The following is a 23,766-nucleotide window of genomic DNA, read 5'->3' as shown; positions in this document are numbered from 1 at the left end:
TCGCGGTCGTCGTGTGGTTCCTCGTCAGGCTGACGCTGCGTCGCCTCGACGGTGGGGGCACGTCACGCCCGCGGGTGATCGGGCCCGACGACGACCCCGACTTCCTGCGTGGCCTCGACCGGCCCCGCAAGCCCGAGGACGACTGACATCTCGGGCGCGGCTCCCTCGGCGTACGAGTGCTGGCTGGAGGAGCTGAAGAAGTTGATGCCGATGAAGTTGAACCACAGCGTCGCGGCACCGACCAGCGCCAGGATGGCGGCGTTGCGGCCGCGCCACCCCGCCGTCGCGCGGGCGTGCAGGTAGGCGGCGTACACCACCCACGTGATGAAGGCCCAGACCTCCTTGGGGTCCCAGTTCCAGTAGGCCCCCCACGCCTGGTGCGCCCAGATCGGACCGGTGATGAGGACGGCGAACGTCCACACCGGGAAGCCGAAGGCGTGCATCCGGTAGGACAGCCGGTCGAGCACCTTGGGCTCGGGGACCCGCGCGAGGTAGCCGGTGGTCGACGTCGAGCGGGCCTTGACGAGGTAGAGCCCGGACAGCAGGGCGCCGATCGTGAAGGCTCCGGTCGAGATCACGGCCGCGACCACGTGGATCACCAGCCACGGGGAGTTGAGCGCGTCGGGCAGCGGCAGCACCGCGTCGTCGAGCCCGAGGAAAGCCGCCATCAGGGCAGCCACGACGAAGGTGGTGACCAGCGGGCCGAGCCACTCGATGTCGAGGCGGAGCGTGGCCAGCACGAAGATCAGCGCCACCACGAAGGTGCCCGAGATCGTGAACTCGTACATGTTGCCCCACGGCACCCGGTTGGGGTCGGCCGCGAGTCCGCGGGCCACCAGCGCGACGAGGTGGACGAGGACCGCGAACACCGTCAGCACGAGGCCGAGTCGACCGGCCACCTCGGTACGACGGCTCGGTCCGGCGGGATTCTCGACACCGGAGTCGCTGCTCGCGCCTGCGGGGCGCGCGGCGACCGTGGCGAGCTCGACGTCGTCGGCCCCCACCCGGGCAGCCGTCCGCAGGGTCGCCAGCTCGAAGAAGTAGGCCAGCATGGCCAGGAAGTAGAGCACCGCCGCGGCGATGACGCCCTGGTAGCTCAAGACCTCCCACTGTGCGTCCGTCACGACTCGTCCTCCTTGGTGCTGGTCTGCTTCGTCCGGGTCGGGTCCTGCAGCTGTGCCACGACGTCCGCCAGCTCGGCGGCGCCGTCCTCGGGGTCGCCGCCCGAGGACCGGTCGAGCCGCGCGAGCTCGACCAGGGTGGTGCCGTCGTCCTGCCGGCGGGCGCGGACCCACAGGCGCCGCGGCCGCACGAAGAGCGAGGCCAGCAGGCCCAGCAGGGCGAGCACGACGCCGGCCAGTGCGACCAGCTTGCCGGGGGTGCGGCTGATCTGGATCTTGTTCCAGCGCTCGACGCCCTCGAACGTCACCGAGCCGAGCCCGTCCGGCAGGTCGACGCTCTCGCCGGGGCGCAGGTCCATGCGGAACGGCTGGCCGTTGGGCTTCGTCACCTGGGTCGCGCCGGCCTTGTCGAGCACGTAGACCGACGAGGCCGAGCCGTCCTGGAGGCCGAGGTCGCCGGTCCACAGGCTCATCGAGATCAGCGGGTCGCCCAGCGCGCCGAAGATCGACGACGGCATGGTCAGGTTGCCGCCGGCGTCGCGGCCCATCGCGAACGTCGGGTAGAACGCACCCTCGAGGCCGATCTGCTGGGGCCGGGCGAACGGCGCCTTGACGACGCCGAAGGACTCGAAGGTCTGCGCGTTGGTCGGCAGGAACACCACGGGTCCGCTCTTGGTGACCTCGCCCTCGCCGTCGCGGATCGTGATGACCGGGGCGTAGCCGTGGCCGATGAGGAAGACGTCGGTGCCACCGATGGTGAGCGGGTGGTTGACCTTGAGGTCGTAGGTCTCCGTCTCGCCGCCGGGCTCGGTCTCGTAGTCGAGCGTGGCGACGAACTCGCGCGCCATGCCGGCCCGCTTGCCCTCGGTGAGCCAGTCGACGTCGAAGTCGGTGATGCTGAAGGAGAACGGCTCCATCACGTCGGGGTCGAAGAGCGCGCCCGGGGCGAAGTCGTCGTACTGCGTGAGGTTGTTGGAGAAGCCGTAGCCGTCGCCGTTGAGCAGGATGACGCCACCCTTGTAGCCGAACAGGCTGCCCGCGGCGACGCCGACCAGCACGACGATCACGGCGAGGTGGAAGAGCAGGTTGCCGGCCTCGCGCAGGTGGCCCCGCTCGGCGGCGACCGCGTCCTCTCCCTCGACGTGGTGGACGCGGAAGCGCCGTCCCTTCACGACATGGACCGCGCGGGCCAGCACGACGTCAGGGTCCTCGTCGGTGGTGTACGACGTGCTCTCGGGCAGGCGCGAGAGGTGGCGGGGCGCCCTCGGGGGCTTGGCCCGCAGGGCGCGGGCGTAGACGAACAGGCGCGGGATGATGCAGCCGACCAGCGAGATCATCAGCAGGATGTAGATCGCGGAGAACCACACCGAGCCGTAGACGTCGAACAGGTCGAGCCGGTCCCAGATCGGGGCGAGCCGCGGGTGGTTGTCGCGCCACTGGCTGACAGCCAGCGAGTCGATGTTGTCCTGCGGGATGACCGAGCCCGGGATCGACGCGAGCGCGAGCAGCAGCAGCAGCACCAGCGCCGTACGCATCGAGGTGACCTGCCGCCACGACCACCTCGCCAGCTCGCGAGCCGTCAGCTCGGCGGGCAGGGCGGTCGCCTGGCGGTCGTCGGAGGGCCGCTGGCGCAGGTCGGGCTTGAGGTCGGTCACACCGGCACCGTGAATCCCTGGACGACCTGCAGCTGGAGCCACTGCACGATGCGGTCCCACCAGCCGGTGACGAGCAGGACGCCGACGAGGATCATCATGACGCCTCCGAGGCGTACGACGAGCACCTGGTGCCGGCGGACGACGGCGAACGCGCCGAGCATGCGGCGGTAGGCGAACGCGGCGGCGATGAAGGGCAGGCCGAGCCCCAGGGCGAAGACCGCCGAGAGCAGAGCCCCTCGGCCGGCGGTCGCCTCGTTGACCGACAGCACGTTGATCGCAGCGAGCGTCGGGCCGACGCACGGCGTCCAGCCGACCCCGAACAGGAACCCCAGCAAGGGCGCCGCGGCGAGACCGACGGCGGGCACCTTGTGGATCCGCCAGTCGCGCTGGAGGAAGCCGAACCCACCGAGGAACGCGACCCCGAGCAGGATCGTGATGATGCCGAGCACGAGGTTGAGCTGACGCGTGTGGGTGAACAGCCACGCCCCCGCCGCGCCGGTGAGGCTGCCGAGCAGCACGAAGACGACCGAGAAGCCGAGCACGAAGAGGGTCGCGCCGAGCACCATCCGGCTGCGGCGCGCCTGGTCGAGGTCGCCTCCCGAGATGCCGGTCGCATAGGACAGGTAGCCCGGCAGGAGCGGGATGACGCAGGGGCTGAAGAACGAGATCAGGCCGGCGGCGAGGGCCACGGGGAGGGCCAGCACCATCGAGCCGGACAGCGCGGCGTCCTGGAACCAGTCACTCATCGAGGACCGCCTCCACGAGCGAGACCAGCGTCTGCGTGGTCGGGATCCGGCCGTTCACGGACGCGGCGACCCGGCCCTCGGCGTCGAGGACGACCGTGCTCGGGATCGACCGCGGCGTCAGGGTTCCGGCGAACGGGAGCAGCGCAGCCCCGTCGGGCGAGTAGACCGACGCGTAGGGGACCTCGAGGTCGCGGACGTAGGCGGCCGCGTCGTCCTGCGAGGCGTCACGGATGTTGAGGCCGATGAACTGCACGTCGTCGCCCAGCGCGGCGGCCGCCTCGTTGAGGTCGGGCTGCTCGGTGATGCACGGTGGGCACCACGACGCCCACACGTTGACGACCACCGGCCCGCCGCGCAGGTCGGCGAGGTCGACGTCACCACCCTCGAGGTCGGTGCCGGTGAGGTCGACGGGCTCGCCCCGGTCGGCCGGCGCCACCTCGGTGGGGACGCCCGTGCCGGAGATGTAGCCCTTGTCGCCGGTCCCGGACAGGCCGGAGCAGCCCACCAGCGCGAGCAGGCAGACGAGGCCCACGACCGGGCCCAGGAGCAGGCGGGCGAGCTTCAGGGCCGGTCCTCCTGCGGGGCTCCGCCGGCGGAGAACGGGGCGGAGCGGTCGGCCACCGGGATCAGGTCGCCGGCCGGCTCGGAGTAGCGGACCTGCGTCACGCGGTCGTCGTCGAAGACGATGCTCGTGAGCGAGCAGAGCGTGCACTGGCGGGTCTTGGGGTGGTGGAGGTAGCTGCGCTTCTCGAGGAACAGCCGGGTCGTCCAGATCGGCAGCTGGTGGGAGACCACCACGGCCTCGTGCCCGGCCGCGACCTCGCGCGCGTCGTGGACCGCCGCCATCATCCGACCGGCGATCTCGTCGTAGGGCTCGCCCCACGACGGCTTGAACGGGTTGTACATGTGACGCAGCAGCTCGGGGTGCTTGAGGAAGGTCTTGGCACCGCCGCCGAAGTCGACGCCCTGGAACTTGTTGCCCGACTCGATCACGCGCGGGTCGACCTGCGGCGTCATCGCCAACCGCTCCGCCAGCGGCGCGAGGGTCTCCTGCGCGCGCTCCAGCGGCGACGTACGGAGGTGGACGATGTCGCGGTTGCCGATCGACTCCGCGATCCGCTGCGCCATCTGGTGGCCGAGGTCGGACAGGTGGAACCCGTCCATCCGGCCGTAGAGGATGCCCTCGGGGTTGTGGACCTCACCGTGCCGGAGCAGGTGGACGGTGGTCTGGACTCCCATGTCAGTTGCCTCCCGCTGCCGCGGCCGCGATCGCGGCGGCCGGCAGGGCGTCGATGATGGTGGACACGGCCCGGTCGTCGTGGGCCGCCGAGACGAACCATGCCTCGTAGGCCGACGGGGGCAGGTAGACGCCCTGGCCGAGCATCGAGTGGAAGAACGCGGCGTAGGCGCCGGTGTCCTGCTGGCCGGCCTCGGCGAAGTCGCGGACCGCGCCGTCGCGGAAGAACACCGAGAACATCGTGCCGGCGGTCTGGACGACGTGCGGGACGCCCGCGGCCTGCAGGTGCTCCGAGACGGCCGCCCGGATGGTCTGCGCGGTGGCGTCGAGCTGGGCGTACACCTCCGGCGTCGCCAGCTGCAGGGTGGCGAGGCCGGCCGTGGTGGCGACGGGGTTCCCCGAGAGCGTGCCGGCCTGGTAGACCGGCCCCTCGGGCGCGAGGTGGGCCATCAGGTCCGCGCGGCCGCCGAAGGCCGCAGCGGGGAATCCGCCGCCCATCACCTTGCCGAAGGTCATCAGGTCGGGCGTCCAGCCCTCGACGGCGCCGTCGAGGCCCCAGCCGCCCTGCTCGGTCGCGCGGAAGCCGGTCATCACCTCGTCGCTGATGAAGAGGGCGCCGTGGGCGCGGCAGGTCTCGGCGAGGAAGGCGTTGAAGCCCGGCGCCGGCGGGACCACGCCCATGTTGCCCGGGGACGCCTCGGTGATCAGGCACGCGATGCGGGGGCCGTGCTTCTCGAAGGCGGCCTGCACGGCGGCGCGGTCGTTGTAGGGTAGGACGAGGGTCTCGGCGGCCGCGGTCGCGGGCACGCCGCTGGTGCCGGGCACCGCCAGCGTCGCGACGCCCGAGCCGGCCTCGGCCAGCAGCGGGTCGACGTGGCCGTGGTAGCAGCCGGCGAACTTCACGACGAGGTCGCGGCCGGTCGCGCCGCGCGCGAGCCGGATCGCCGACATCGTCGCCTCGGTGCCGGAGGAGACGAAGCGGACCCGCTCGACGGGGGTGCGGGCGACGATCTCCTCCGCGAGCTCGACCTCGGGCTCGGTCGGGGTGCCGTACGACGTACCGCGGGCCACCGCGCCGGCGACGGCCGCCTGCACGTCTGGGTGCGCGTGGCCGAGCAGCATCGGGCCCCAGGAGCAGATCAGGTCGACGTAGTCGTTGCCGTCGGCGTCGGTGAGCCAGGCGCCGGAAGCCGACGTGATGAAGCGCGGCGTCCCGCCGACCGCGGTGAACGCGCGGACGGGCGAGTTCACGCCACCGGGCGTCACGGCCCGGGCGCGCGCGAACAGGGCCTCGCTGGCCGCGGTCGTCGTGGGGATGGTCGCGGAGGTCACCGGGTCATTGTCACGCAGGAGGGCAAGGGATCCCCAGTCGGTGCGCGCGCAGGTCCCCCCGTTGTGGGTTGGCGCACAGGCGACGCGCGCGTAACTTGGTGTGACGAATCGTCGTTGACGAGGTGTGGACGTGCCCGGAGGGGGTACGAGGAATCCATTCCGAGCACGGGACGACCAAGGGGAGTGCACTACATGTCGAGTTCCGCCCGACTGCACCGAGCGATCGCCCTCGTCCCGCTCGCGATCCTCTCCGCGGCGTGGACGGCCAACCTCGCGGGCGTGGGCGTCGACCCGGCGAGCGCCGACCCCGACGGCTCGCAGACCCTCCCCGACGGCACCGTCCTGCCGGCCGAGGCGATCGAGGCCCCGGCCAGCGTGGGCGAGCCGGTGACTCGCGCCGCCGCGCTCACCCCCGGTTCCGCCAGCGACATCCCTCAGGCAGCCCTGTCCGCCTACCAGCGGGCCGAGGCCGTGATCAACGAGGCCGACAAGGGCTGCAACCTGACGTGGGAGCTCATCGCCGCCATCGGCCGCGTCGAGTCCGACCACGGCCGCTTCGGCGGCAACGCCCTCGACGATCGAGGCGTGGCCCGCCCCGGCATCTACGGCATCGCGCTCGACGGCAAGAACGACACCCAGCGCATCCTCGACACCGATGCCGGGCAGTACGACGACGACACCCGCTTCGACCGGGCCGTCGGCCCGATGCAGTTCATCCCCTCGACGTGGTCGGTCGTGGGCGTCGACGGGGACAACGACGGCACCCGCGACCCGCAGGACATCGACGACGCAGCCCTCGCGACGGCCGTCTACCTCTGCTCGGGCGACGACGACCTCTCGACGGAGAAGGGCCAGCGGGCCTCGGTCTACCGCTACAACCACTCGAACGCCTACGTCGACCTGGTCTTCGAGATCATGCAGGCCTACCTGGACGGCGACTTCAGCGCCGTGCCCACCTCGACCCTCACGTCGGGCGTGATCGTCCCCGAGGCCACCGCCCCGTCCGGCGGCAACGGCGGGAAGGGCGGTGACGGCGGCCGCGACGACGGAGGCAGGGGCGGCAACGGCGGCAAGGGCGACGACTCCTCGCCCACCAAGGACCCGACCCCCAGCCAGACCCAGACCCCGACCTCCACGCCGACGCAGACGCAGACCCCCACCCCGACGCAGGACCCGACGTCGTCGCCGACCCAGGACCCGACCCAGGACCCGACCCAGGACCCGACCAAGGACCCGACCAAGGACCCGACGGTCGTGCCCACGGTCGACCCGACGAGTCCCCTGCCGTCGCCCGCCCCGACCCTGCCGACGCTCCCCACCAACACGATCACGGCCACCCTCACCTACGCCGAGGCGCAGGCCCAGTGCCTCGCCAGCGGGATCTCGGCCCTCGACCTGCCGGCCCTCAACGCCTGCATCGACAACCTGATGAATCCTTGACCGCCAGCGCTGACCGAGGCACGAGGTCGGCGCGTGGGGCGGTCAGCGCTGCAGCAGGCGGGCAGCCTCGGAGGCCCAGTAGGTGAGGATCACGTCGGCGCCGGCGCGGCGGATCGAGGTGAGGGTCTCCATGACGGCGGCCTCGCGGTCGATCCAGCCGTTGGCCGCGGCGGCCTCGAGCATGGCGTACTCACCGGAGACGTTGTAGGCAGCGACCGGCACGTCGACGGCGTCGCGCACGCGGCGTACGACGTCGAGGTAGGGCAGGGCCGGCTTCACCATGACGATGTCCGCTCCCTCTGCGACGTCGAGGAGCACCTCCCGGACGCCCTCGAGGGCGTTGGCGGGGTCCTGCTGGTAGGTGCGGCGGTCGCCGACGAGCGAGGAGTCGACGGCCTCGCGGAAGGGCCCGAAGAACGCGGAGGCGTACTTCGCGGAGTAGGCCAGCACCGACACGTGGCTGTGCCGGGCGGCGTCGAGCGCCGAGCGCACCACGGCGACCTGGCCGTCCATCATGCCGCTGGGCCCGACCATGTCCACGCCGGCCGCGGCCTGGGCGAGCGCCATCTCGGCGTACGCCGCCAGCGTCTGGTCGTTGTCGACCTCGCCGTCGGGGGTCAGCAGGCCGCAGTGGCCGTGGTCGGTGAACTCGTCGAGGCACAGGTCCGACATCACGGTGAGCTGGTCGCCCACCTCGGCGACGACGTCGGTGATGGCGAGGTTGAGCACGCCGGCCGGGTCGATCGCACCGGACCCGGTGGCGTCCTTGGTCTCCGGGATGCCGAAGAGCATCACGCCGCCGAGACCGAGCTCGGCGGCCTCCGCCACCGCCCGTTTGAGCGAGTCGCGCGAGTGCTGGACGACGCCGGGCATCGACGAGATCGGGCGCGGCTCGGCGAGACCCTCCCGGATGAACACCGGCAGGACCAGCGAGCTGGGCACCACGTGGGTCTCGGCGACCATGCGGCGCAGCGCAGGCGTGCGCCGCAGCCGCCGGGGTCGGATGGTCGGAACCTGGACGTGCGTCTCGTCGCTCACGTGGCCATCCTCCCCGAGCGCTGGTGGCAGCGGTGACCCACCCACATTCGGCACGCTCGGAATGTGGGTGGGCCACCGCTCGAGGTGACTACTTGGCGCGGGCCTTGCGGCGCCCCGACGCGGTGCGCTCGCTCGGGCGGGTCACCGGCTCACCGGCCTCGATCATCGCGAGGCGACGCGAGGCACCGAAGTCGGCGAGGGCGTCGACGAGGACCTCCACGTCGGGCGTGGGGGCCAGCACGTCGACCCGCAGGCCGTGCTCCTCGGCGGTCTTGGCCGTCTGCGGGCCGATGACCGCGATGATAGTCGACGGGTGCGGCTTGCCGGCGATGCCGACGAGGTTGCGGACCGTCGACGACGAGGTGAAGACGACGGCGTCGAACTTGCCGGTCTTGATGGCGTCGCGGACCGGCGCCGGCGGCGGGGTGGCGCGCACCGTGCGGTAGGCGGTGACGTCGTCGCACTCCCAGCCGAGGTCGACCAGGCCGGCGACGAGGTTCTCCGTCGCGATGTCCGCGCGGGGCAGGAAGACCCGGTTGATCGGGTCGAGCACCTCGTCGTAGGGCGGCCAGTCCTCGAGCAGGCCGGCGGCGGACTGCTCGCCCGACGGGACGAGGTCGGCGCGCAGGCCCCAGTCGGCGATCGCCTGGGCGGTCTTGTCGCCGACCGCGGCGATCTTCAGCCCGGAGAACGCGCGGGCGTCGAGGCCGTACTCCTCGAACTTCTCGCGCACGGCCTTGACCGCGTTGACCGAGGTGAAGGCGATCCACTCGTAGCGACCCTCGACGAGGCCGCGGACGGCCTTGTCCATCTGGAGCGGGTTGCGCGGCGGCTCGACCGAGATGGTCGGCACCTCCTCGGGCACGGCGCCGTACTCGCGCAGGCGGCGCGACAGCGAGCCGGCCTGCTCCTTGGTGCGGGGCACCAGCGCGCGCCAGCCGAAGAGCGGCTTGGTCTCGAACCACGACAGCGTCTGGCGCAGGTCGACGACGTCACCGATGACGGTGATCGCCGGCGGGGCGATGCGCGCGGCGCGGGCGTCGGCGGCGATGTCGGCCAGGGTGGAGATGAGGGTCTGCTGCTCGGTCGTGGTGCCGACGCGGGTCATCGCGACCGGCGTCTCGGGCGAGCGGCCGGCCTCGACGAGCGCGGCGGCGGTCTCGCCGATGCTGCCGACGCCGGAGAGCAGGACGAGGGTGCGGTCGTCGGCGTAGGCGCTCCAGTCGATCTTGTCACCGCAGGTGACGACGGCCATCTCCTTGTGGCGCTTGGTGGTCAGCGGGATGCCGGCGTAGGCCGGGACCGCGCTCACCGAGGAGACGCCGGGGACGACCTCGAAGCCGACGCCCGCCTTGACGCAGGCCTGTGCCTCCTCGGGGCCGGAGGCGTAGAGGAACGGGTCGCCGGTCATCAGGCGGACCACGCGCTGCTTCTTGCCGTGGCGTACGACGACCTTGGCGCGGGCCGCGTGGGTCAGGGGCTGGCCGTCCTCGCCGAAGCCGCCGTCCACGATCTCCGGGCCGCCGACGAGGCCGTCGGGGCCCTCGACGAGGCCGAGGACCGAACGGACCAGGGCGACGTGGTCGGGGGCCTCGGTCACGATCACCTCGGCACCCTGGAGGAGCTCCACGGCTCGCACCGTCAGCAGGCCCGGGTCACCGGGTCCGCTGCCGACGAACGACACCCAGCCCTGGGCCGGGGTGGGCGCGCCCATGCCAGTCGTGCCAGTGGCCTGGGGGGTCTGTACTCGCGTCATGCGTGCTGGTTCCTCACTGGTGGTCCCTGTACAAGTGGTGCTTCCATCAGGTCTGCTGCTCCCTCGGCGAGCATGTCGCTCGCGAGGCGTGTTCCGATCTGTGCGGCCTCGGCGACGGGGCCGGTGGCGCTCATCCGCACCGACAGGCCGCCGTCCTCGGAGAGGACCACGGCGCGCAGCCACAGCTCCTCGCCGTCCTCCCCCTCGACGACCTCGGCGAGCGCACCCAGCGGGGCCGAGCAGCCGGCCTCGAGGGTGGAGAGCACCGCGCGCTCGGCGGTGACCGCGGCGCGGGTGGCGGAGTCGTCGAGCCGGGCCAGCGCTGCCACGAGCTCGGTGTCGCCGGAGCGGCACTCGATCGCCAGGGCGCCCTGGCCGGGCGCGGGCAGCATCTGGAGCGGGTCGAGGACCTCGGTGACCTCGTCGAGGCGGCCGAGGCGGGCCAGGCCTGCGCGGGCCAGGACGATCGCGTCGACCTCGCCGCTGCGGACCTTGCCGATGCGGGTGTCGACGTTGCCGCGGATGCCCCGCAGCTCCAGGCCGAGGCCGAGGGCCGCGAGCTGGCTGACCCGGCGCGGCGAGCCGGTGCCGAGCCGGCTGCCCACGGGCAGCTCGCCCAGGGTCAGGCCGTCGCGGGCCACGATGACGTCGCGCGGGTCCTCGCGCGGCGGGACCGCGGCGAGCGCGATGCCGTCGGCGGGCGTGGTCGGCAGGTCCTTGAGCGAGTGCACGGCGAGGTCGACGTGGCCGTCGAGCAGCGCGTCGCGCAGGGCACTGACGAAGACTCCCGTGCCACCCATCTGCGCGAGCGGAGCGGCGCTGCGGTCACCCTCGGTCGAGACCTCGACCAGCTCGACCTCGCGACCCAGGGTTGCCTCGACCATCCCGGCGACCAGCCCGGACTGGGTGGTGGCGAGGGCGGAGGCGCGGGTGCCGAGACGGAGTGCAGCGGTCATGACTGTCCCTCCGCCCGGGAGATGGCGTCGACCGCGTCGGGGTCGAGGCGGAAGAGCTCGGCGAGGGCGGCGGTGTAGGACACGGCCGGCTCCGCGTCGGCGAGCTCCTTGACCCGGACGGTCGGCTCGTGGAGCAGCTTGTCGGCGACCCGGCGCACGGTCTGGAGCACCTCGGCGCGGGTGGCGTCGTCGAGGCCCGGCAGGCGCGTGGCCAGCCGCTCCATCTCGGCGTCGACGACCGCGGTGGCCATCGAGCGCAGCGCGACCACGGTGGGCGTGACGCTCGCCTGGCGGCGTACGGCGAGGAAGGCGCTGATCTCCTGCCCCACGATGGTGCGTACGTCGTCGACGCCCGCGGTGGCCTCGAGGCCGCGCAGCTCGTCGGCGAGGCCGGCGAGGTTGATCAGCTCGACGCCCGGCAGGTCGGCCAGCGACGGGTCGACGTCGTGCGGCAGCGCGAGGTCGATGACGGTCAGTGGCCGGTCGCTGCTGCCCCGCGCGGTGACGACGTCGCCGAGGCGCACCAGCGGCTCGGGCGCACCGGTGCAGGAGATGACGATGTCGGCGGTGGCGAGCTCGCCGACCAGCCGGTCGAGCGGCACCGAGGTGGCGGCGTACTCGTCCGCGAGCCGCTGCGCCCGGGAAGCGGTGCGGTTGAGCACGGAGATGCTGGCCGCGCCGTTGCGCGACAGGTGGGCGACCGCGAGCGAGGCCATCGCGCCGGCGCCGATCACGAGGGCCTTCGCGCCGTCGACGGGCACCGAGCTGCGCTCGAGCGCGGCGGTGACCAACGACGGGGCCGCGCGGTCGATGTCGGTCTCGGCGTGGGCCCGCTTGCCGACGCGCAGCGCCTGCTGGAAGAGGGTGTTGAGCGCCGGACCGACGGTGCCGTGCTCCTGGCCGACGCGCAGCGCCTCGCGGGTCTGGCCGAGGATCTGGCCCTCACCGACGACCATCGAGTCGAGGCCGGCGGCGACCTGGAAGAGGTGGGAGACGGCGCCCTCGTCGTAGTGGACGTAGAGGTGCGGAAGGAGTGCCTCGGTGGACTGCTCGGCCCGGGCGACGAGGAGGCCGGACAGGTCCTCGACGCTGCCGTGGAAGCGGTCGACCTCGGCGTAGACCTCGAGGCGGTTGCACGTGATGATCGCTGTCGCCTCGGAGACGTGGTCGCCGCCCATCACGTCTTGGATGAGCTTGGTCGCGCCCTCACCGTCGAGCGCGAGCTTCTCGAGCAGCTCGACAGGCGCAGACTTGTGGGAGATGCCCACCACGAGGACGCTCATGGCCGTACTCGCTTCGCTCCGTGCGCCCATGAGGCACTCGACGCACTGCGCTGGATGATTCGCTCGCTGCGCTCGCTCATGCCGTCACCTCCGTCGTGGGGAGGCCCGACTTGCGCTGCTCGTGGTAGGCGAGGATCTGCAGCTCGATGGAGAGGTCCACCTTCCGTACGTCGACGCCGTCCGGCACGGTCAGGACGGTCGGGGCGAAGTTGAGGATGCTGGTGATGCCGGCGGCGACCATGCGGTCGGCGACGGACTGGGCCGCGACGGCGGGCGTCGCGATCACGCCGATCGACACGGCGTCCTCGGCCACGATGGACTCGAGGTCCTCGAAGGACCGGACGTCGAGCCCGGCGACGACCTCGTCGTGCCGGTCGGGGTCGGCGTCGAGGAGCGCCACCACCCGGAACCCACGGCTGCGGAATCCGGAGTAGTTGGCGAGGGCGTGACCGAGGTTTCCGATGCCGACGATGACGACCGGCCAGTCCTGCGTCACGCCGATCTCGCGGGCGATCTGGTAGCGGAGGTACTCCACGTCGTAGCCCACGCCGCGGGTGCCGTAGCTGCCGAGGTAGGAGAGGTCCTTGCGGAGCTTGGCGCTGTTGACGCCGGCAGACGCGGCGAGCTCCTCGCTCGAGCAGGTCGTCGTACCGCCCTCGGCCAGGCCGGTCAGGGCACGCAGGTACACGGGAAGCCGAGCGACAGTTGCCTCGGGAATGTCCCGGGCAGAGTCGGGGGTCCGTGCGGTCACAGCTGCTTCTTCCTAGTCCCCGCGAACCTCGCGCGGACTCCGCCACTGTAGGAGTTTGTGAACGGGAGAACAAAACGGGAGAACGGCGGGCTAGCACATGTGAGAAGACCCACCCGAAGCGGGGGTCCCACGACTTGCGCAGGCCCTGTCCGGGGGCGTATCCGCGAGGGCTGTCGGGAACGGAGGACAGCCCCCCGCCGGCATGTCACGATGCACGGGGCGAGACGCCTCGGGGACACGCACCCCCGGAGGGACGGGAGGGACCGAGGATGAGGGTCAGAGCGATCGTGGCGCTGCGAGAACGGCTCAAGGGACACCGACGTCGACCCCGTCAGCCGGGGCTGCTCGCGGGCGGTCCTGCACCCGACCCGAGGCGTCCCCAGCAGTCCCTCGACCCCAACGCCAGGTTCATCGGCGAGCAGATGGGGGGCGGCGGGGAGGGGTAGGCGCGCGCCGTCAGCCCACGACCTCGCGGAGCATCCGGTCCGAGGCGAGCAGCGCCTCACGGTCGTACGTCGACGAGCTCGCCAGCAGCTCGTCCGCCTCGGCGCGCTCGGCCAGGGACTCGAGACGGCGGCGCACGGCCTCCGGGCCGCCGGCGACCGCCCGGTCGAGCGAGGCCTCGACGCGTCGGCGTACCTGGCTCGACCACGTCGCGGCGCGGATGGACGGCACCGACTCCAGTGGCGGGAACTCACCGTTCCGGCGGGACTGCGCCATCGCCCAGGCCTCGGGCAGGGCGAGCTGACGGGCGGTCGCGTCGTCGTCGGCGACGAGGACGTCGAGGGAGATCGTGACCCGCGGCGCGCTGCCCTCGTGCGGGACGAACGAGCGGCGGTAGCGGGTCAGCGCGTCGGGGAGCTCGTCGGAGTCGAGGATCGGGCCTCCCACCACCACGGACAGGCCCAGCCGTGCCGCGACCTCCAGCCCGCGCCCGGTGGCGAGCAGGTGCATCGGCACCGGCCGGCCGGTGGCGGGGCGGGCGGTCACCTCGGCGGTGCCCTCGAGATGGCCGCGCAGCTCGAGCAGGTCGTCCTCGAAGGTGTCGCCGTCCTCGTGGTCGCGGCGCAGGGCGCGGCGCACCGGCGGCGTGAAGCCGAGCGACCGGCCGAGGCCGAGGTCGACGCGACCGGGATGGAGGGAGTCGAGCACGAGGAACTGCTCGGCGACCACCAGGGGCTGGTGCAGCGGCAGCATCACGCCGCCCGACCCGATCCGGATGCGCTCCGTACGGGCGCCGATGGCGGCCAGCAGGACGGCCGGCGCACCCGACGCGATCCCGGGGACGGCGTGGTGCTCGGCGACCCAGAACCGGTCGAAGCCGACCTGCTCCGCGTGCACCGCCCTGGCCACCGTCGCCTCCAGGGCGGCGGCGTCGGGCGCGCCGACGCGGGTCCTCGAGCGGTCGAGCAGAGAGAGCCTCACGCCTGGCCCAACGCGTCATGTCGCCGTCGACATCCCGGACGGGATGACGCGCTCCTCACGCTCGGAGGGCCGCCCGCAGCCGCGTCTCGTCGACGCGCCAGAAGTCGTGCTGCCTGCCGTCGACGAAGGTCACCGGGATGTCCTCGCCGAAGCGGTCCTCGAGCTCGTCGTCGGTGGTGATGTCGACCTCGTCGAAGGACTCCCCCATGTCGGCGCACACTCGCGCGACGACCTCGCGGGCGGCGTCGCAGAGGTGGCAGCCCGGTCGGGTGTAGAGCGTGATCCGCGGGGTGCTCATGGGAGGAGCCCCTGCACCCGACGTCGCTCGAGGCCCCGCAGCCGCCCCTTCTGCACCTTGCCGGTCGCGGTGAACGGCAGCTCGTCGACGACCTCGATGCGGGTCGGCTGCTTGAAGCGCGCCAGCCGTACGACGGCGTGCGCGCGCACGGCCTCCTCGAGGTGGGGACGGGCGTGGGCGACCCCGCCGACCGGGACGACGTACGCCACCACGGCCTCGCCCGTCGCCTCGTCGGGCACCCCGATGACGGCGGCCTCGGCCACCCCGTCGACCTCGCGGATGACGTCCTCGACCTCGGTCGGGTAGACGTTGAAGCCGCTGACGATGACGAGCTCCTTGACCCGGTCGACGAGGAACAGGTCCCCGCTCGCGTCGAGGAAGCCGACGTCGCCGGTGCCGTACCAGCCCTCCTCGTCGGGGCCGTCGGAGCCGTCGGGCCAGTAGCCGCTGAAGAGGTTGTCGCCGCGCACCTGGATCTGGCCGGGGTCCTCCCCCTCGACCTGGCCCCACGTCTCGTCGACCAGTCGCAGCTCGATGCCGGGCAGCGCGGCGCCGACGGACCCCGCCCGGGGCTCACGGCTGCACAGCGTGCTCGTCACCACCGGCGACGCCTCGGTGAGGCCGTAGCCCTGGTGCACGGGGATGCCGGTGCGCGAGGTGAACTCCTCGATCACCTCGGGCTCCAGCGGGGCCGACCCCGACAGCACGAGCCGGACCGGCCCGAGCCGCTCGCGCAGGTGCTCGTCGGGCAGCCAGTGGGCGAAGACGGGCGGCGCGATCGGCACGACGGTGCACGCCTCGTCGTCGATGAGGTGGAGCACCGCCTGCGGGTCGAACTGCTCCACCAGCAGCAGCCGCGCCCGGTGCCGCAGGACGCCGCCGAGCACGGCGTTGAGGCCGTAGACGTGGAAGAGCGGCAGCACGCCGAGCACCACGTCGTCGCCGTGCATCATCGGCGGCTCGACGGCCGCCACCTGCTCGATGTTGGCCAGGAGCGCGCGCTGGCTGAGCATCGCGGCGCGGGGCAGGCCGGAGGTGCCGCTCGTGTAGAGGAGCGCGGCGAGCTTCTCGGGGTCGGGCAGCGGCGGGACGGGGCGTACGACGTCCGCGCGGAGGTCGTCGAAGGCCAGCTCGCCCTCACCGGGCGCGGTCCCCGTGACGACGACCGTCGGCCGGGCGACGTCGGGGTCGAGCTCGCCCAGCGCAGCGCGTACGGCGTCGAGCGCGGTCTCGTCGGCGACCACGAGCCGGGTGCCGGAGTCGGCGACCATCCGGGCGAGCTCGCCGGGCGTGGACCGCGGGTTGACCGGGACGGCGACGACCTGGGCGCGGAGCACGCCGAGGTAGGTGGTGACGAACTCGATGCGGTTGCCGATGGCGATCATCACCCGCTGACCGGCACGGATGCCGTGGGTCCCGAGCCCGGTCGCGATGCGGGCCACCTCGTCCTCGAGCCGGGACCAGGTGAGCGAGCGACCGCCGCTCTCGACGAGGGCCTGCCGGTCGGGGACCTCGTCGGCAGCCTCGGCCACCAACGCGGAGATGTCGTTGCGCGGCATGCGTCGATCCTTCCACAGCCCGGCGGCGGAGCCGGGCGCCGCTACGCTTGAGGGGTGACCCCGTCCGAGCGGCCCCGGCGCCTCAACCTGCAGCAGCGGTCGGCCCTCGCGGGCGAGGCTGCGGCGGCGTCCGCGGAGGTCGAGAACGCCCTCGCCTGGCCGAGCGACCCGACGGCGGCCGCCTTCTTCGACGTCGACAACACCGTCATGCAGGGCGCCAGCATCTTCCACTTCGCGCGGGGTCTCTACCGCCGTCGGTTCTTCACCACCCGGGAGATCGCCTCGGCGGCGTGGAAGCAGGCCTACTTCCGGATCGCGGGCGTCGAGGACCCCGAGCACGTGGCCGACGCACGCAACTCCGCCCTGTCGTTCATCGCCGGGCACACCACCGCGGAGCTCGAGGAGCTCGGCGAGGAGATCTTCGACGAGGCGATGGCCCACCGCGTCTGGCCCGGCACCCGCGCCCTGGCCCAGCTCCATCTCGACGAGGGCCAGCGGGTGTGGCTGGTGACGGCCGCACCGATCGAGATCGCCACCATCATCGCCCGGCGGCTCGGCCTCACCGGCGCCATGGGCACGGTCGCCGAGCACGTCGACGGCGTCTACACCGGCCAGCTCGTGGGCGACCTGCTGCACGGGCCGGCGAAGGCGGAGGCGATCAAGGCGCTCGCCGCCCGCGAGGGCCTCGACCTCGCCCGCTGCTCGGCCTACTCCGACTCCAGCAACGACCTCCCGATGCTCTCGCTGGTCGGCGACCCCTGCGCGATCAACCCCGACGCCCGGCTGCGCGCCCACGCGCGTGCCCACGGCTGGCGCATCCACGACTACCGAACCGGGCGCAAGGCGGCTCGGGTCGGCTTCCTCGGCGCCGCCGTCGCCGGCGCGGTGACGGGCGCCGTCGCCGCCGGCGTGAGCCTGCGCGGGCGCGACCGCTCCGCCTGAGCCCTCACCCCCCGAGGTGTAACCCGTAGTTACTCACGGGTTCACAAGGCCGACCGGGGCCCTTATCGTGGAGGATGCTGCAACCGGGAGGGGACACCGCATGCGGTCGACGAACGACCTCGATCGTGCCTTCGAGCACGGCATGGACGCGCTCAGGCGCGCGGTCGTCGCTGCCCTCGCGGTCCAGCCCGCACCCCGGCCCGCCCTGCAGCTCGCCGGCCACGTGCTGCTCGCCGAGACCGCGGCGCCCGGGGGTCGCGTCGGTGGGCCGAGCGGCTCCTCCGGCGGTCCCGTGGGCGACGAGGACCGGGCGACGTCCTCGGAGGTCGACGAGGCCGAGCGCGAGCGGCTGATCGCGCTGGTCGAGCTCGCCCGCGCCGGCGACAAGGAGGCGTTCGGCCTCCTCTACGACCACTACCAGGCCTCGGTCTACCGCTTCCTCTACTACCGCACCCGCTCCCAGACCCTCGCCGAGGACCTCACCTCCGAGACCTTCTTCCGGGCGCTGCGCAGCATGAACGGCTTCCGCTGGCAGGGCAAGGACTTCGGCGCCTGGCTGATGACCATCGCCCGCAACCTCACGATGGACCACTTCAAGGCCGGTCGCACCCGCCTGGAGCTCACCACCGAGGACATGTCCCCGCACGACGACACCACCGAGGGACCCGAGGGCGCGGTCATCGCCGGGCTCACCAACGAGGTGCTCCTCAAGGCGCTCACCGAGCTGCCGGTCGAGCAGCGCGAGTGCCTCATCATGCGGTTCCTGCAGGGCCTGTCGATCGCGGAGACGGCGCAGGCCCTCGCCCGGTCCGACGGCGCGGTCAAGCAGCTCCAGCTGCGCGGCGTACGCAACCTCGCCAAGCTGCTGCCGGAGGGGTTGAGAGACACGTGACACAACCCGTAACCCCTGCCTCGTCTGGCTCGTTCGTCCCAGTGGGAGGACCCGCCAGCAGTGAGACAGGACGACCGCGATGACAGCCCCCTTCTCAGCACGACGACGTGCTGACGAGTTCGAGGCACTCCTCTCCCGTGACCCCGCAACCACCTCGTCGGGGCCGTCAGGACGTGATGCGGAGCCGTACGCCGACCTGCTCGAGGTCGTGGCCGACCTGCGGGCGGTGCCGCCCGTGGCGGCCCGCCCGGAGTTCGTGGCGTCGTTGCGCGAGCGGCTGATGGCGGAGGCCGACACCGCGCTGGTCCGCCAGCCCGCGGCACCGTCGCGCCTGGCGATGCCGGCCTCCTCGCGCACCCGACCGCGCCGCCTCGGCGCGCTCCTCGGCGGCGTCGCCCTCGTCGGCTCCGCGGCCACGATGGCCGTGGCCGCCCAGACGGCCCTCCCCGGTGAGTCGCTCTACGGCGTCAAGCGCGGGATCGAGTCCGCACAGGTGCGCCTCGCGACCGACGACGCAGCCCGCGGTCGCACCCTGCTGGCGCAGGCCGGCACGCGTCTCACCGAGCTCGAGGAGCTCGCCGCCGGTGACGCCGGCCGCGACCAGCTGGTCCCCGACACGCTCGACTCCTTCACCCGCCAGTCGAGCGACGGCGTGCGCAGCCTGCTCGTCTCCTACGAGGCGACCGGCCGCGACGTCGACGCTCAGCTCGCGCGGGACTTCACCGCCACCAGCATGGACCGGCTCGAGCGCCTCCAGGGCGAGCTGCCCGAGAGCGCCCGCGACGAGCTGCTGGCCGCGGGGCGGACGCTCGCCGACCTCGACCTCGAGGTGAGCAACGCCTGCGCCACCTGCACCGGCGGCATCACCATCACGCCCGAGTTCCTGCTGACGAGCGCCCCGCAGCGCGACCTGCTCTCCGGCCTCGACACCGACCAGCTGACGCTGGAGGGCGCGCCGATCTCGGGGCAGGACCTCACCGGCATCACCGTCCCCGAGGTGCTCGACCCGCAGCAGGTCGTGCCGACCACGCTGCCCTCGACCACGCCCGGCCCGTCCTCGGCCGTGCCCGACCCGACGGGCACCGATCCCGTCAAGCCCGAGCCGACCAAGCCGGTCAAGGACATCACCAAGGGCCTCACCGACACGGTGACCGACACGACCGACGACGTCACCGACGGCGTGACGGACACGACCGGCACCCTCACCGGTCAGCTCGACGACGCGACCGGCGGCGCGCTCGGCGGCCTCACCTCGGACGCCGACGACGCGACCGGCGGGCTCATCGGCGAGGTGACCGGCACCGTCGACGGGTTGACCGACGGCACGCTCGACGACGCGACCGGCGGCCTCCTGCCCTGACCGCGGCCGCGCCGCTCAGCTGAAGACGCCGCCGCGGTCGCGCAGCAGGTCGAACAGCGTGTGCTGGATCGTCTCGCGCACCTGGTCGGTGACGTTGAAGACGAGCATCGGGTCCTCCGCCTCGCCGGGCTCGTAGGCGTCGGTGCGGATCGGCTCGCCGAACTCGAGGATCCACTTCGAGGGCAGCGGCACGAGGCCGAGCGGCCCGAGCCACGGGAAGAACGGCGTGATCGGGATGTAGGGCACGCCGAGCAGCCGCGCGAGCGCCGGCACGTTGCCGACGAGGGGGTAGATCTCCTCGGCCCCCACCACGGAGAGCGGGATGATCGGCACGCCGGTGCGCAACGCGGCCGAGACGAAGCCGCCCCGCCCGAAGCGCTGCAGCTTGTAGCGCTCGCTGAACGGCTTGCCGATGCCCTTGAAGCCCTCCGGCCAGACACCGACCAGCTCGCCGTCGGAGAGCATCCGCTCGGCGTCCTCGGTGCAGGCCAGCGTGGCGCCGCCCTTGCGCGCCAAGGAGCTGACCAGGGGCAGCTTGAAGACCAGGTCGGCGCCGAGCGGGCGCAGGAAGCGGCCCGCGTGGTCGTGCACCGTGAGCATGGTCATCAGGCCGTCGAGGGGGACGGTGCCGGAGTGGTTGGACACGACCAGCGCGCCGCCCTCAGCGGGGATGTTCTCCAGGCCGCGGACCTCGAGGCGGAACCACTTCTCGGCGATCGGGCGCAGCGCGGCCATGAAGAAGCGCTCGGTGAGCTCGCGGTCGAAGCCGTAGTCGTCGACCTCGTAGTCACCCTCGAGGCGGCGGCGCACGAACGCCATCAGCTCGGCCGCGCGACGCTCCCAGTCGGCCCCGAAGACCTCCTGCGCGGCCTCCTGCAGAGCCGACAGCCAGTCGCCCACCGGGATGCCGGTGGTCGGGGGTGGCGTCGCGGACGCGTCGTCGGCCGGCGGCGGTGCAGCCGCCTCGTCGATCGGCGGGGTGGCCCGGCCACCGTCGGCGCGGGCCTTCTTCCTCGGCGCGCCCGGCTTGGCGGACGAAGCCTTGCGAGACGACGAGGGCGCCAGGTTGCGGGCGGCCGAGGACGGCCGAGCGCTGCCGGAGCCGCGACCGGGGCGGCCGCCAGTGCCGATGGGGATGACGACGGCGTCGTCGCCGTCGCGGCGACGGGCTTCCTCAGGCACGACCGGCCCCTTCCTCCACGGCGGGCGCCACCGAACGGCAGAAGTCGGCGAACGCCTCGGCCGTGGTGAACTGCGGCTCGAAGCCGAGCACGGTGCGCATCCGGGTGGTGTCCACACCCCGACCGTAGGTCAGGAAGCCCAGCTGCTCGGGAGAGAAGTCCGACACGCGGGCCTGTCGCATGGTCGAGCCGAGCCGTCCGACGGCGAAGCGCGGCAGGGCGACCGACGGCGTGCCGAGACGGCGTACGGCCTGGCTCAGCGTCAGCAGCCCGTCACCGGCGACGTTGAAGGTTCCGGGCGAGCTGTTGGTCGCCGCGTGGCACAGCACCCGCATCAGGTCGTCCTCGTGGAGGAGCTGCAGCCGCGGGTCGAAGCCCAGGACGCGCGGGATGAGCGGGAGCCGGAAGTAGTTGGTCAGCGGGCTCGAGACATGGGGCCCGACCACGTTGGCCGCCCGGATCAGCGTGACGTCGACGTCGGGGCGTCGACGGGCGAAGCCACGGACGTAGCCCTCGATCTCGTAGACGTCCTTCGCGTAGCCCGACGAGGGCAGGCGCTTGGGGCCCATGTCCTCGGTGAACATCGCGGGGTCGCGCGGACCCGATCCGTAGACGGTGGTGGTCGACTTCACGACCAGCCGCTCGACGGTCGACGACCTCTGGCACGCAGCGAGCAGCTGCATCGAGCCGATGACGTTGAGCTCTTTCATCGTCCCGCGACCGCCGGCGGAGCCGGGCGTCGCGATCACGCTCATGTGGACGACGGTGTCGACGTCCTCCTTGGCGATGACCTTGGCGATGACGGGGTTGCGGATGTCGGCGCGGACGAAGGAGACGTCGCCGATGTCACCGCGCGGCGGGACCACGTCCACGCCGATGACTCGATCGATGGACGGGTCGCCGGTCGCGGCGCGCGCGAATCGTCGTCCGATGTCCCGGGAGATCCCGGTGACCAGCACGACCCGCCCCATGGTCGAGGGGTGTTACTTGCCGAGCTTGCGGCGCTGGACGCGCGTCTTCTTGAGCAGCTTGCGGTGCTTCTTCTTAGCCATGCGCTTGCGCCGCTTCTTGATGACAGAACCCACGAATCAGACCTTTCCTTGCGGCCGACGTTCGTCGGCCGGACCCGCATACCCTACTTGCCGGGTGCGAGGAGCGCGGAATCGAGTCGGACCCGTGGATCCCCGCCGGAGACGGGATCCGTCAGCCGGCGTTGTAGAAGCTCTTGCGGAGGTACTCGTTGACGTCGTCCTCCCGGACCCGGAAGGAGCGGCCGACGCGGACGGCCGGCAGGTCGCCGCCGTGCACGAGCCGGTAGACCGTCATCTTCGAGACGCGCATCCTGGCCGCGACCTCGGCGATGGTCAGGAACTGCGCCTCGGACATGTCGCCTGGGGTGTTCTCAGCCATGGTGTGCACCGATCCTTCTGCGCGGCGACGGCACCGGATTTCCGCACCGGCGTCACAGGCGTGCCGCTCTCGCTGACAATAGGGCTCGCGTGACGCATGGGGAAGAGGAACGCCAGAGAAACTTGTGTGACTGCGGCGTGTCGGGTTGCGTCCTTGACGAACCGGGCTTGTTCCGGCGGCGCCGACCGTCAGGGAAGCGGGTCGAGGCCGTGCAGCGGGAAGACCTCCATGCGCGTCGCATGGATGGCACGGTCCAGCCACGTCTCGGGGTCGTAGCCCCCCGACCAGTCGCGGTAGGCCGGGGTGCGGCCGTCGGTCATCCGGTGCGGTGCGGTCGCCCCGATCACCTGCTCGACGTGGGCCCGCCAGGCCGGAGGCGTCGGTTGCGCGGGATCGACCGGGGAGCCGGAGACGATCGCCAGCAGGTGGGTCCAGGCGCGGGGCACGACGTCGACGACGGAGTAGCCGCCACCGCCGGTGACGACCCACCGCCCGTCGGCGACCTCGTGGGCCAGCTCGTGCAGCGCGAGGTAGGCCGCGCGCTGTCCGTCGACGCTGAGCATCATGTGGGCGAGCGGGTCGTTCATGTGCGAGTCGCAGCCGTGCTGGGTGACCAGCACCTGCGGGGAGAACTCACGCAGGATGGGGGGTACGACGGCGTGGAACGCGCGCAGCCAGCCGGCGTCGGCCGTGCCGGGTGGCAGCGCGACGTTGACCGCGGTGCCCTCGGCGCCGGGGCCTCCGGTGTCGCTCGGGAAGCCCGTACCGGGGAAGAGCATCTGCCCGGTCTCGTGCAGGGAGACGGTGAGGACCCGCGGGTCGTCCCAGAAGATCTTCTCGACGCCGTCGCCGTGGTGGACGTCGATGTCGACGTAGGCCACCCGCTCGGCACCGTCGGCGAGCAGCTGCTTGATGCCGACCGCGACGTCGTTGTAGATGCAGAAGCCGCTGGCCTTGTCGGGCATCGCGTGGTGCAGGCCGCCGGCGATGTTGACGGAGTGGAGCGACTCCCCGCTCCAGACCTGGCGGAACGCCTCGAGCGTGGCGCCGACGACGTGGGCGCTGGCGAGGTGCATGTCGGCGAAGACCGGGTCGTCCTCGGTGCCGAGGCCGCGGGCGGCGTCCTCGAAGCCGGGCGTCGCCCCGGCCCGGGTGACGGCCTCGATCAGTCCCGCGTCGTGGACGGTCGCGATCTGCTCGTCCGTGGCCACCGGCGCGTCGACCCGCTTGATGCCGGCGAGCACCCCGAGCTCCTCCGCCAGGCGCATGGTCAGGTCCACGCGGACCGGTGACATCGGGTGCGTGGGCCCGAAGTTGTACTCGCAGAGCGTCTGGTCGAAGACGACCGACGCAGGCCCCGGACACTCCATGTGGCGGACGTTAC

General features: G+C 72.4%; 23 protein-coding genes. 4 read left to right on the top strand and 19 right to left on the bottom strand.

Translation table 11 applies throughout. The features are described 5' to 3' along the window. Positions 1-62: 62 nt before the first annotated feature. Genes ccsB through hemL form a run of 6 tightly spaced genes read right to left on the bottom strand, consistent with a single transcriptional unit; the run spans position 63 to position 6,091 of the window. The gene (gene ccsB, locus HOO61_RS07495) at positions 63-1,124 is read right to left on the bottom strand and encodes a c-type cytochrome biogenesis protein CcsB (protein ID WP_172257960.1); all 1,062 of its coding nucleotides are present in this window, start codon (positions 1,122-1,124) and stop codon (positions 63-65) included. Next, a complete protein-coding gene (locus tag HOO61_RS07490; RefSeq protein ID WP_367650060.1) occupies positions 1,121-2,776 on the bottom strand; it encodes a cytochrome c biogenesis protein ResB in 1,656 nt (551 codons plus the stop codon). The genes ccsB and HOO61_RS07490 overlap by 4 nt, the downstream gene beginning before the upstream one ends. Then, the gene (locus HOO61_RS07485; RefSeq protein ID WP_172257959.1) at positions 2,773-3,522 is read right to left on the bottom strand and encodes a cytochrome c biogenesis CcdA family protein; all 750 of its coding nucleotides are present in this window, start codon (positions 3,520-3,522) and stop codon (positions 2,773-2,775) included. Before HOO61_RS07485 ends, HOO61_RS07490 begins: the two co-directional genes overlap by 4 nt. After that, a complete protein-coding gene (locus tag HOO61_RS07480; protein ID WP_367650059.1) occupies positions 3,515-4,054 on the bottom strand; it encodes a TlpA family protein disulfide reductase in 540 nt (179 codons plus the stop codon). Before HOO61_RS07480 ends, HOO61_RS07485 begins: the two co-directional genes overlap by 8 nt. A 29-nt stretch (positions 4,055-4,083) precedes the next feature. Next, positions 4,084-4,761 (bottom strand): histidine phosphatase family protein, encoded by a 678-nt coding sequence (locus HOO61_RS07475; protein WP_172257958.1) that lies wholly within the window; start codon positions 4,759-4,761, stop codon positions 4,084-4,086. Position 4,762: 1 nt separating this feature from the next. Continuing rightward, positions 4,763-6,091, bottom strand: a complete 1,329-nt coding sequence (gene hemL, locus HOO61_RS07470; RefSeq protein ID WP_172257957.1) for a glutamate-1-semialdehyde 2,1-aminomutase — start codon at positions 6,089-6,091, stop codon at positions 4,763-4,765. A gap of 192 nt (positions 6,092-6,283) precedes the next feature. On the opposite strand from hemL, the gene HOO61_RS24495 reads away from it, so the two are divergent. After that, positions 6,284-7,531, top strand: coding sequence for a lytic murein transglycosylase (locus HOO61_RS24495; protein WP_172257956.1), 1,248 nt, complete (start codon positions 6,284-6,286; stop codon positions 7,529-7,531). Between the two features lie 42 nt (positions 7,532-7,573). Here HOO61_RS24495 and hemB read toward each other — a convergent pair whose 3' ends face one another. From hemB to HOO61_RS07425, 8 genes are all read right to left on the bottom strand, one after another. After that, positions 7,574-8,569, bottom strand: a complete 996-nt coding sequence (gene hemB / locus HOO61_RS07460) for a porphobilinogen synthase (RefSeq protein ID WP_172257955.1) — start codon at positions 8,567-8,569, stop codon at positions 7,574-7,576. 88 nt (positions 8,570-8,657) lie between these two features. Then, positions 8,658-10,325 carry a uroporphyrinogen-III synthase gene (locus HOO61_RS07455; RefSeq protein ID WP_172257954.1) on the bottom strand — a complete coding sequence of 556 codons (1,668 nt, stop codon included), beginning with the start codon at positions 10,323-10,325 and terminating at the stop codon, positions 8,658-8,660. Further along, on the bottom strand, positions 10,322-11,281 hold the full coding sequence (gene hemC, locus HOO61_RS07450) for a hydroxymethylbilane synthase (protein WP_172257953.1): 960 nt from the start codon (positions 11,279-11,281) through the stop codon (positions 10,322-10,324). The genes HOO61_RS07455 and hemC overlap by 4 nt, the downstream gene beginning before the upstream one ends. Continuing rightward, the gene (locus HOO61_RS07445; RefSeq protein WP_172257952.1) at positions 11,278-12,564 is read right to left on the bottom strand and encodes a glutamyl-tRNA reductase; all 1,287 of its coding nucleotides are present in this window, start codon (positions 12,562-12,564) and stop codon (positions 11,278-11,280) included. Before HOO61_RS07445 ends, hemC begins: the two co-directional genes overlap by 4 nt. Positions 12,565-12,640: 76 nt before the next feature. Next, positions 12,641-13,315, bottom strand: coding sequence for a redox-sensing transcriptional repressor Rex (locus HOO61_RS07440; protein WP_172257951.1), 675 nt, complete (start codon positions 13,313-13,315; stop codon positions 12,641-12,643). Between the two features lie 456 nt (positions 13,316-13,771). Next, positions 13,772-14,740, bottom strand: coding sequence for an MsnO8 family LLM class oxidoreductase (locus tag HOO61_RS07435; RefSeq protein WP_172257950.1), 969 nt, complete (start codon positions 14,738-14,740; stop codon positions 13,772-13,774). A 55-nt stretch (positions 14,741-14,795) separates the two neighbouring features. Next, the gene (locus tag HOO61_RS07430) at positions 14,796-15,038 is read right to left on the bottom strand and encodes a glutaredoxin family protein (protein ID WP_172257949.1); all 243 of its coding nucleotides are present in this window, start codon (positions 15,036-15,038) and stop codon (positions 14,796-14,798) included. Further along, a complete protein-coding gene (locus tag HOO61_RS07425; protein ID WP_172257948.1) occupies positions 15,035-16,597 on the bottom strand; it encodes a class I adenylate-forming enzyme family protein in 1,563 nt (520 codons plus the stop codon). The genes HOO61_RS07430 and HOO61_RS07425 overlap by 4 nt, the downstream gene beginning before the upstream one ends. A 54-nt stretch (positions 16,598-16,651) precedes the next feature. On the opposite strand from HOO61_RS07425, the gene HOO61_RS07420 reads away from it, so the two are divergent. From HOO61_RS07420 to HOO61_RS07410, 3 genes are all read left to right on the top strand, one after another. Further along, positions 16,652-17,539, top strand: a complete 888-nt coding sequence (locus HOO61_RS07420) for an HAD-IB family hydrolase (protein WP_172257947.1) — start codon at positions 16,652-16,654, stop codon at positions 17,537-17,539. Between the two features lie 100 nt (positions 17,540-17,639). After that, entirely contained in the window at positions 17,640-18,431 is a 792-nt protein-coding gene (locus HOO61_RS07415) for a sigma-70 family RNA polymerase sigma factor (RefSeq protein ID WP_253941983.1), read from the top strand. Between the two features lie 79 nt (positions 18,432-18,510). After that, on the top strand, positions 18,511-19,791 hold the full coding sequence (locus HOO61_RS07410; RefSeq protein WP_172257946.1) for a DUF5667 domain-containing protein: 1,281 nt from the start codon (positions 18,511-18,513) through the stop codon (positions 19,789-19,791). 15 nt (positions 19,792-19,806) lie between these two features. On the opposite strand, the gene HOO61_RS07405 is transcribed toward HOO61_RS07410, so the two are convergent. The 5 genes from HOO61_RS07405 to HOO61_RS07385 all read right to left on the bottom strand — a co-directional run bounded on the left by HOO61_RS07405 (position 19,807) and on the right by HOO61_RS07385 (position 23,752). Next, positions 19,807-20,973, bottom strand: coding sequence for a lysophospholipid acyltransferase family protein (locus HOO61_RS07405; protein WP_367650058.1), 1,167 nt, complete (start codon positions 20,971-20,973; stop codon positions 19,807-19,809). Then, positions 20,966-21,943, bottom strand: a complete 978-nt coding sequence (locus tag HOO61_RS07400; RefSeq protein WP_172257945.1) for an NAD-dependent epimerase/dehydratase family protein — start codon at positions 21,941-21,943, stop codon at positions 20,966-20,968. The genes HOO61_RS07405 and HOO61_RS07400 overlap by 8 nt, the downstream gene beginning before the upstream one ends. A gap of 12 nt (positions 21,944-21,955) precedes the next feature. Continuing rightward, positions 21,956-22,057 carry an AURKAIP1/COX24 domain-containing protein gene (locus HOO61_RS07395; RefSeq protein WP_008356322.1) on the bottom strand — a complete coding sequence of 34 codons (102 nt, stop codon included), beginning with the start codon at positions 22,055-22,057 and terminating at the stop codon, positions 21,956-21,958. Positions 22,058-22,175: 118 nt separating this feature from the next. Continuing rightward, positions 22,176-22,382, bottom strand: a complete 207-nt coding sequence (locus HOO61_RS07390) for a helix-turn-helix domain-containing protein (RefSeq protein ID WP_172257944.1) — start codon at positions 22,380-22,382, stop codon at positions 22,176-22,178. Positions 22,383-22,570: 188 nt separating this feature from the next. Beyond that, positions 22,571-23,752 carry an acetoin utilization protein AcuC gene (locus HOO61_RS07385; protein ID WP_172257943.1) on the bottom strand — a complete coding sequence of 394 codons (1,182 nt, stop codon included), beginning with the start codon at positions 23,750-23,752 and terminating at the stop codon, positions 22,571-22,573. Between the last annotated feature and the right edge of the window lie 14 nt (positions 23,753-23,766).

It is taken from the genome of Nocardioides sp. zg-1230 (assembly GCF_013155335.1).
In the GTDB taxonomy this organism is placed as follows: Bacteria; Actinomycetota; Actinomycetes; order Propionibacteriales; family Nocardioidaceae; genus Nocardioides.
This window is presented reverse-complemented; position numbering and strand designations above follow the sequence as displayed.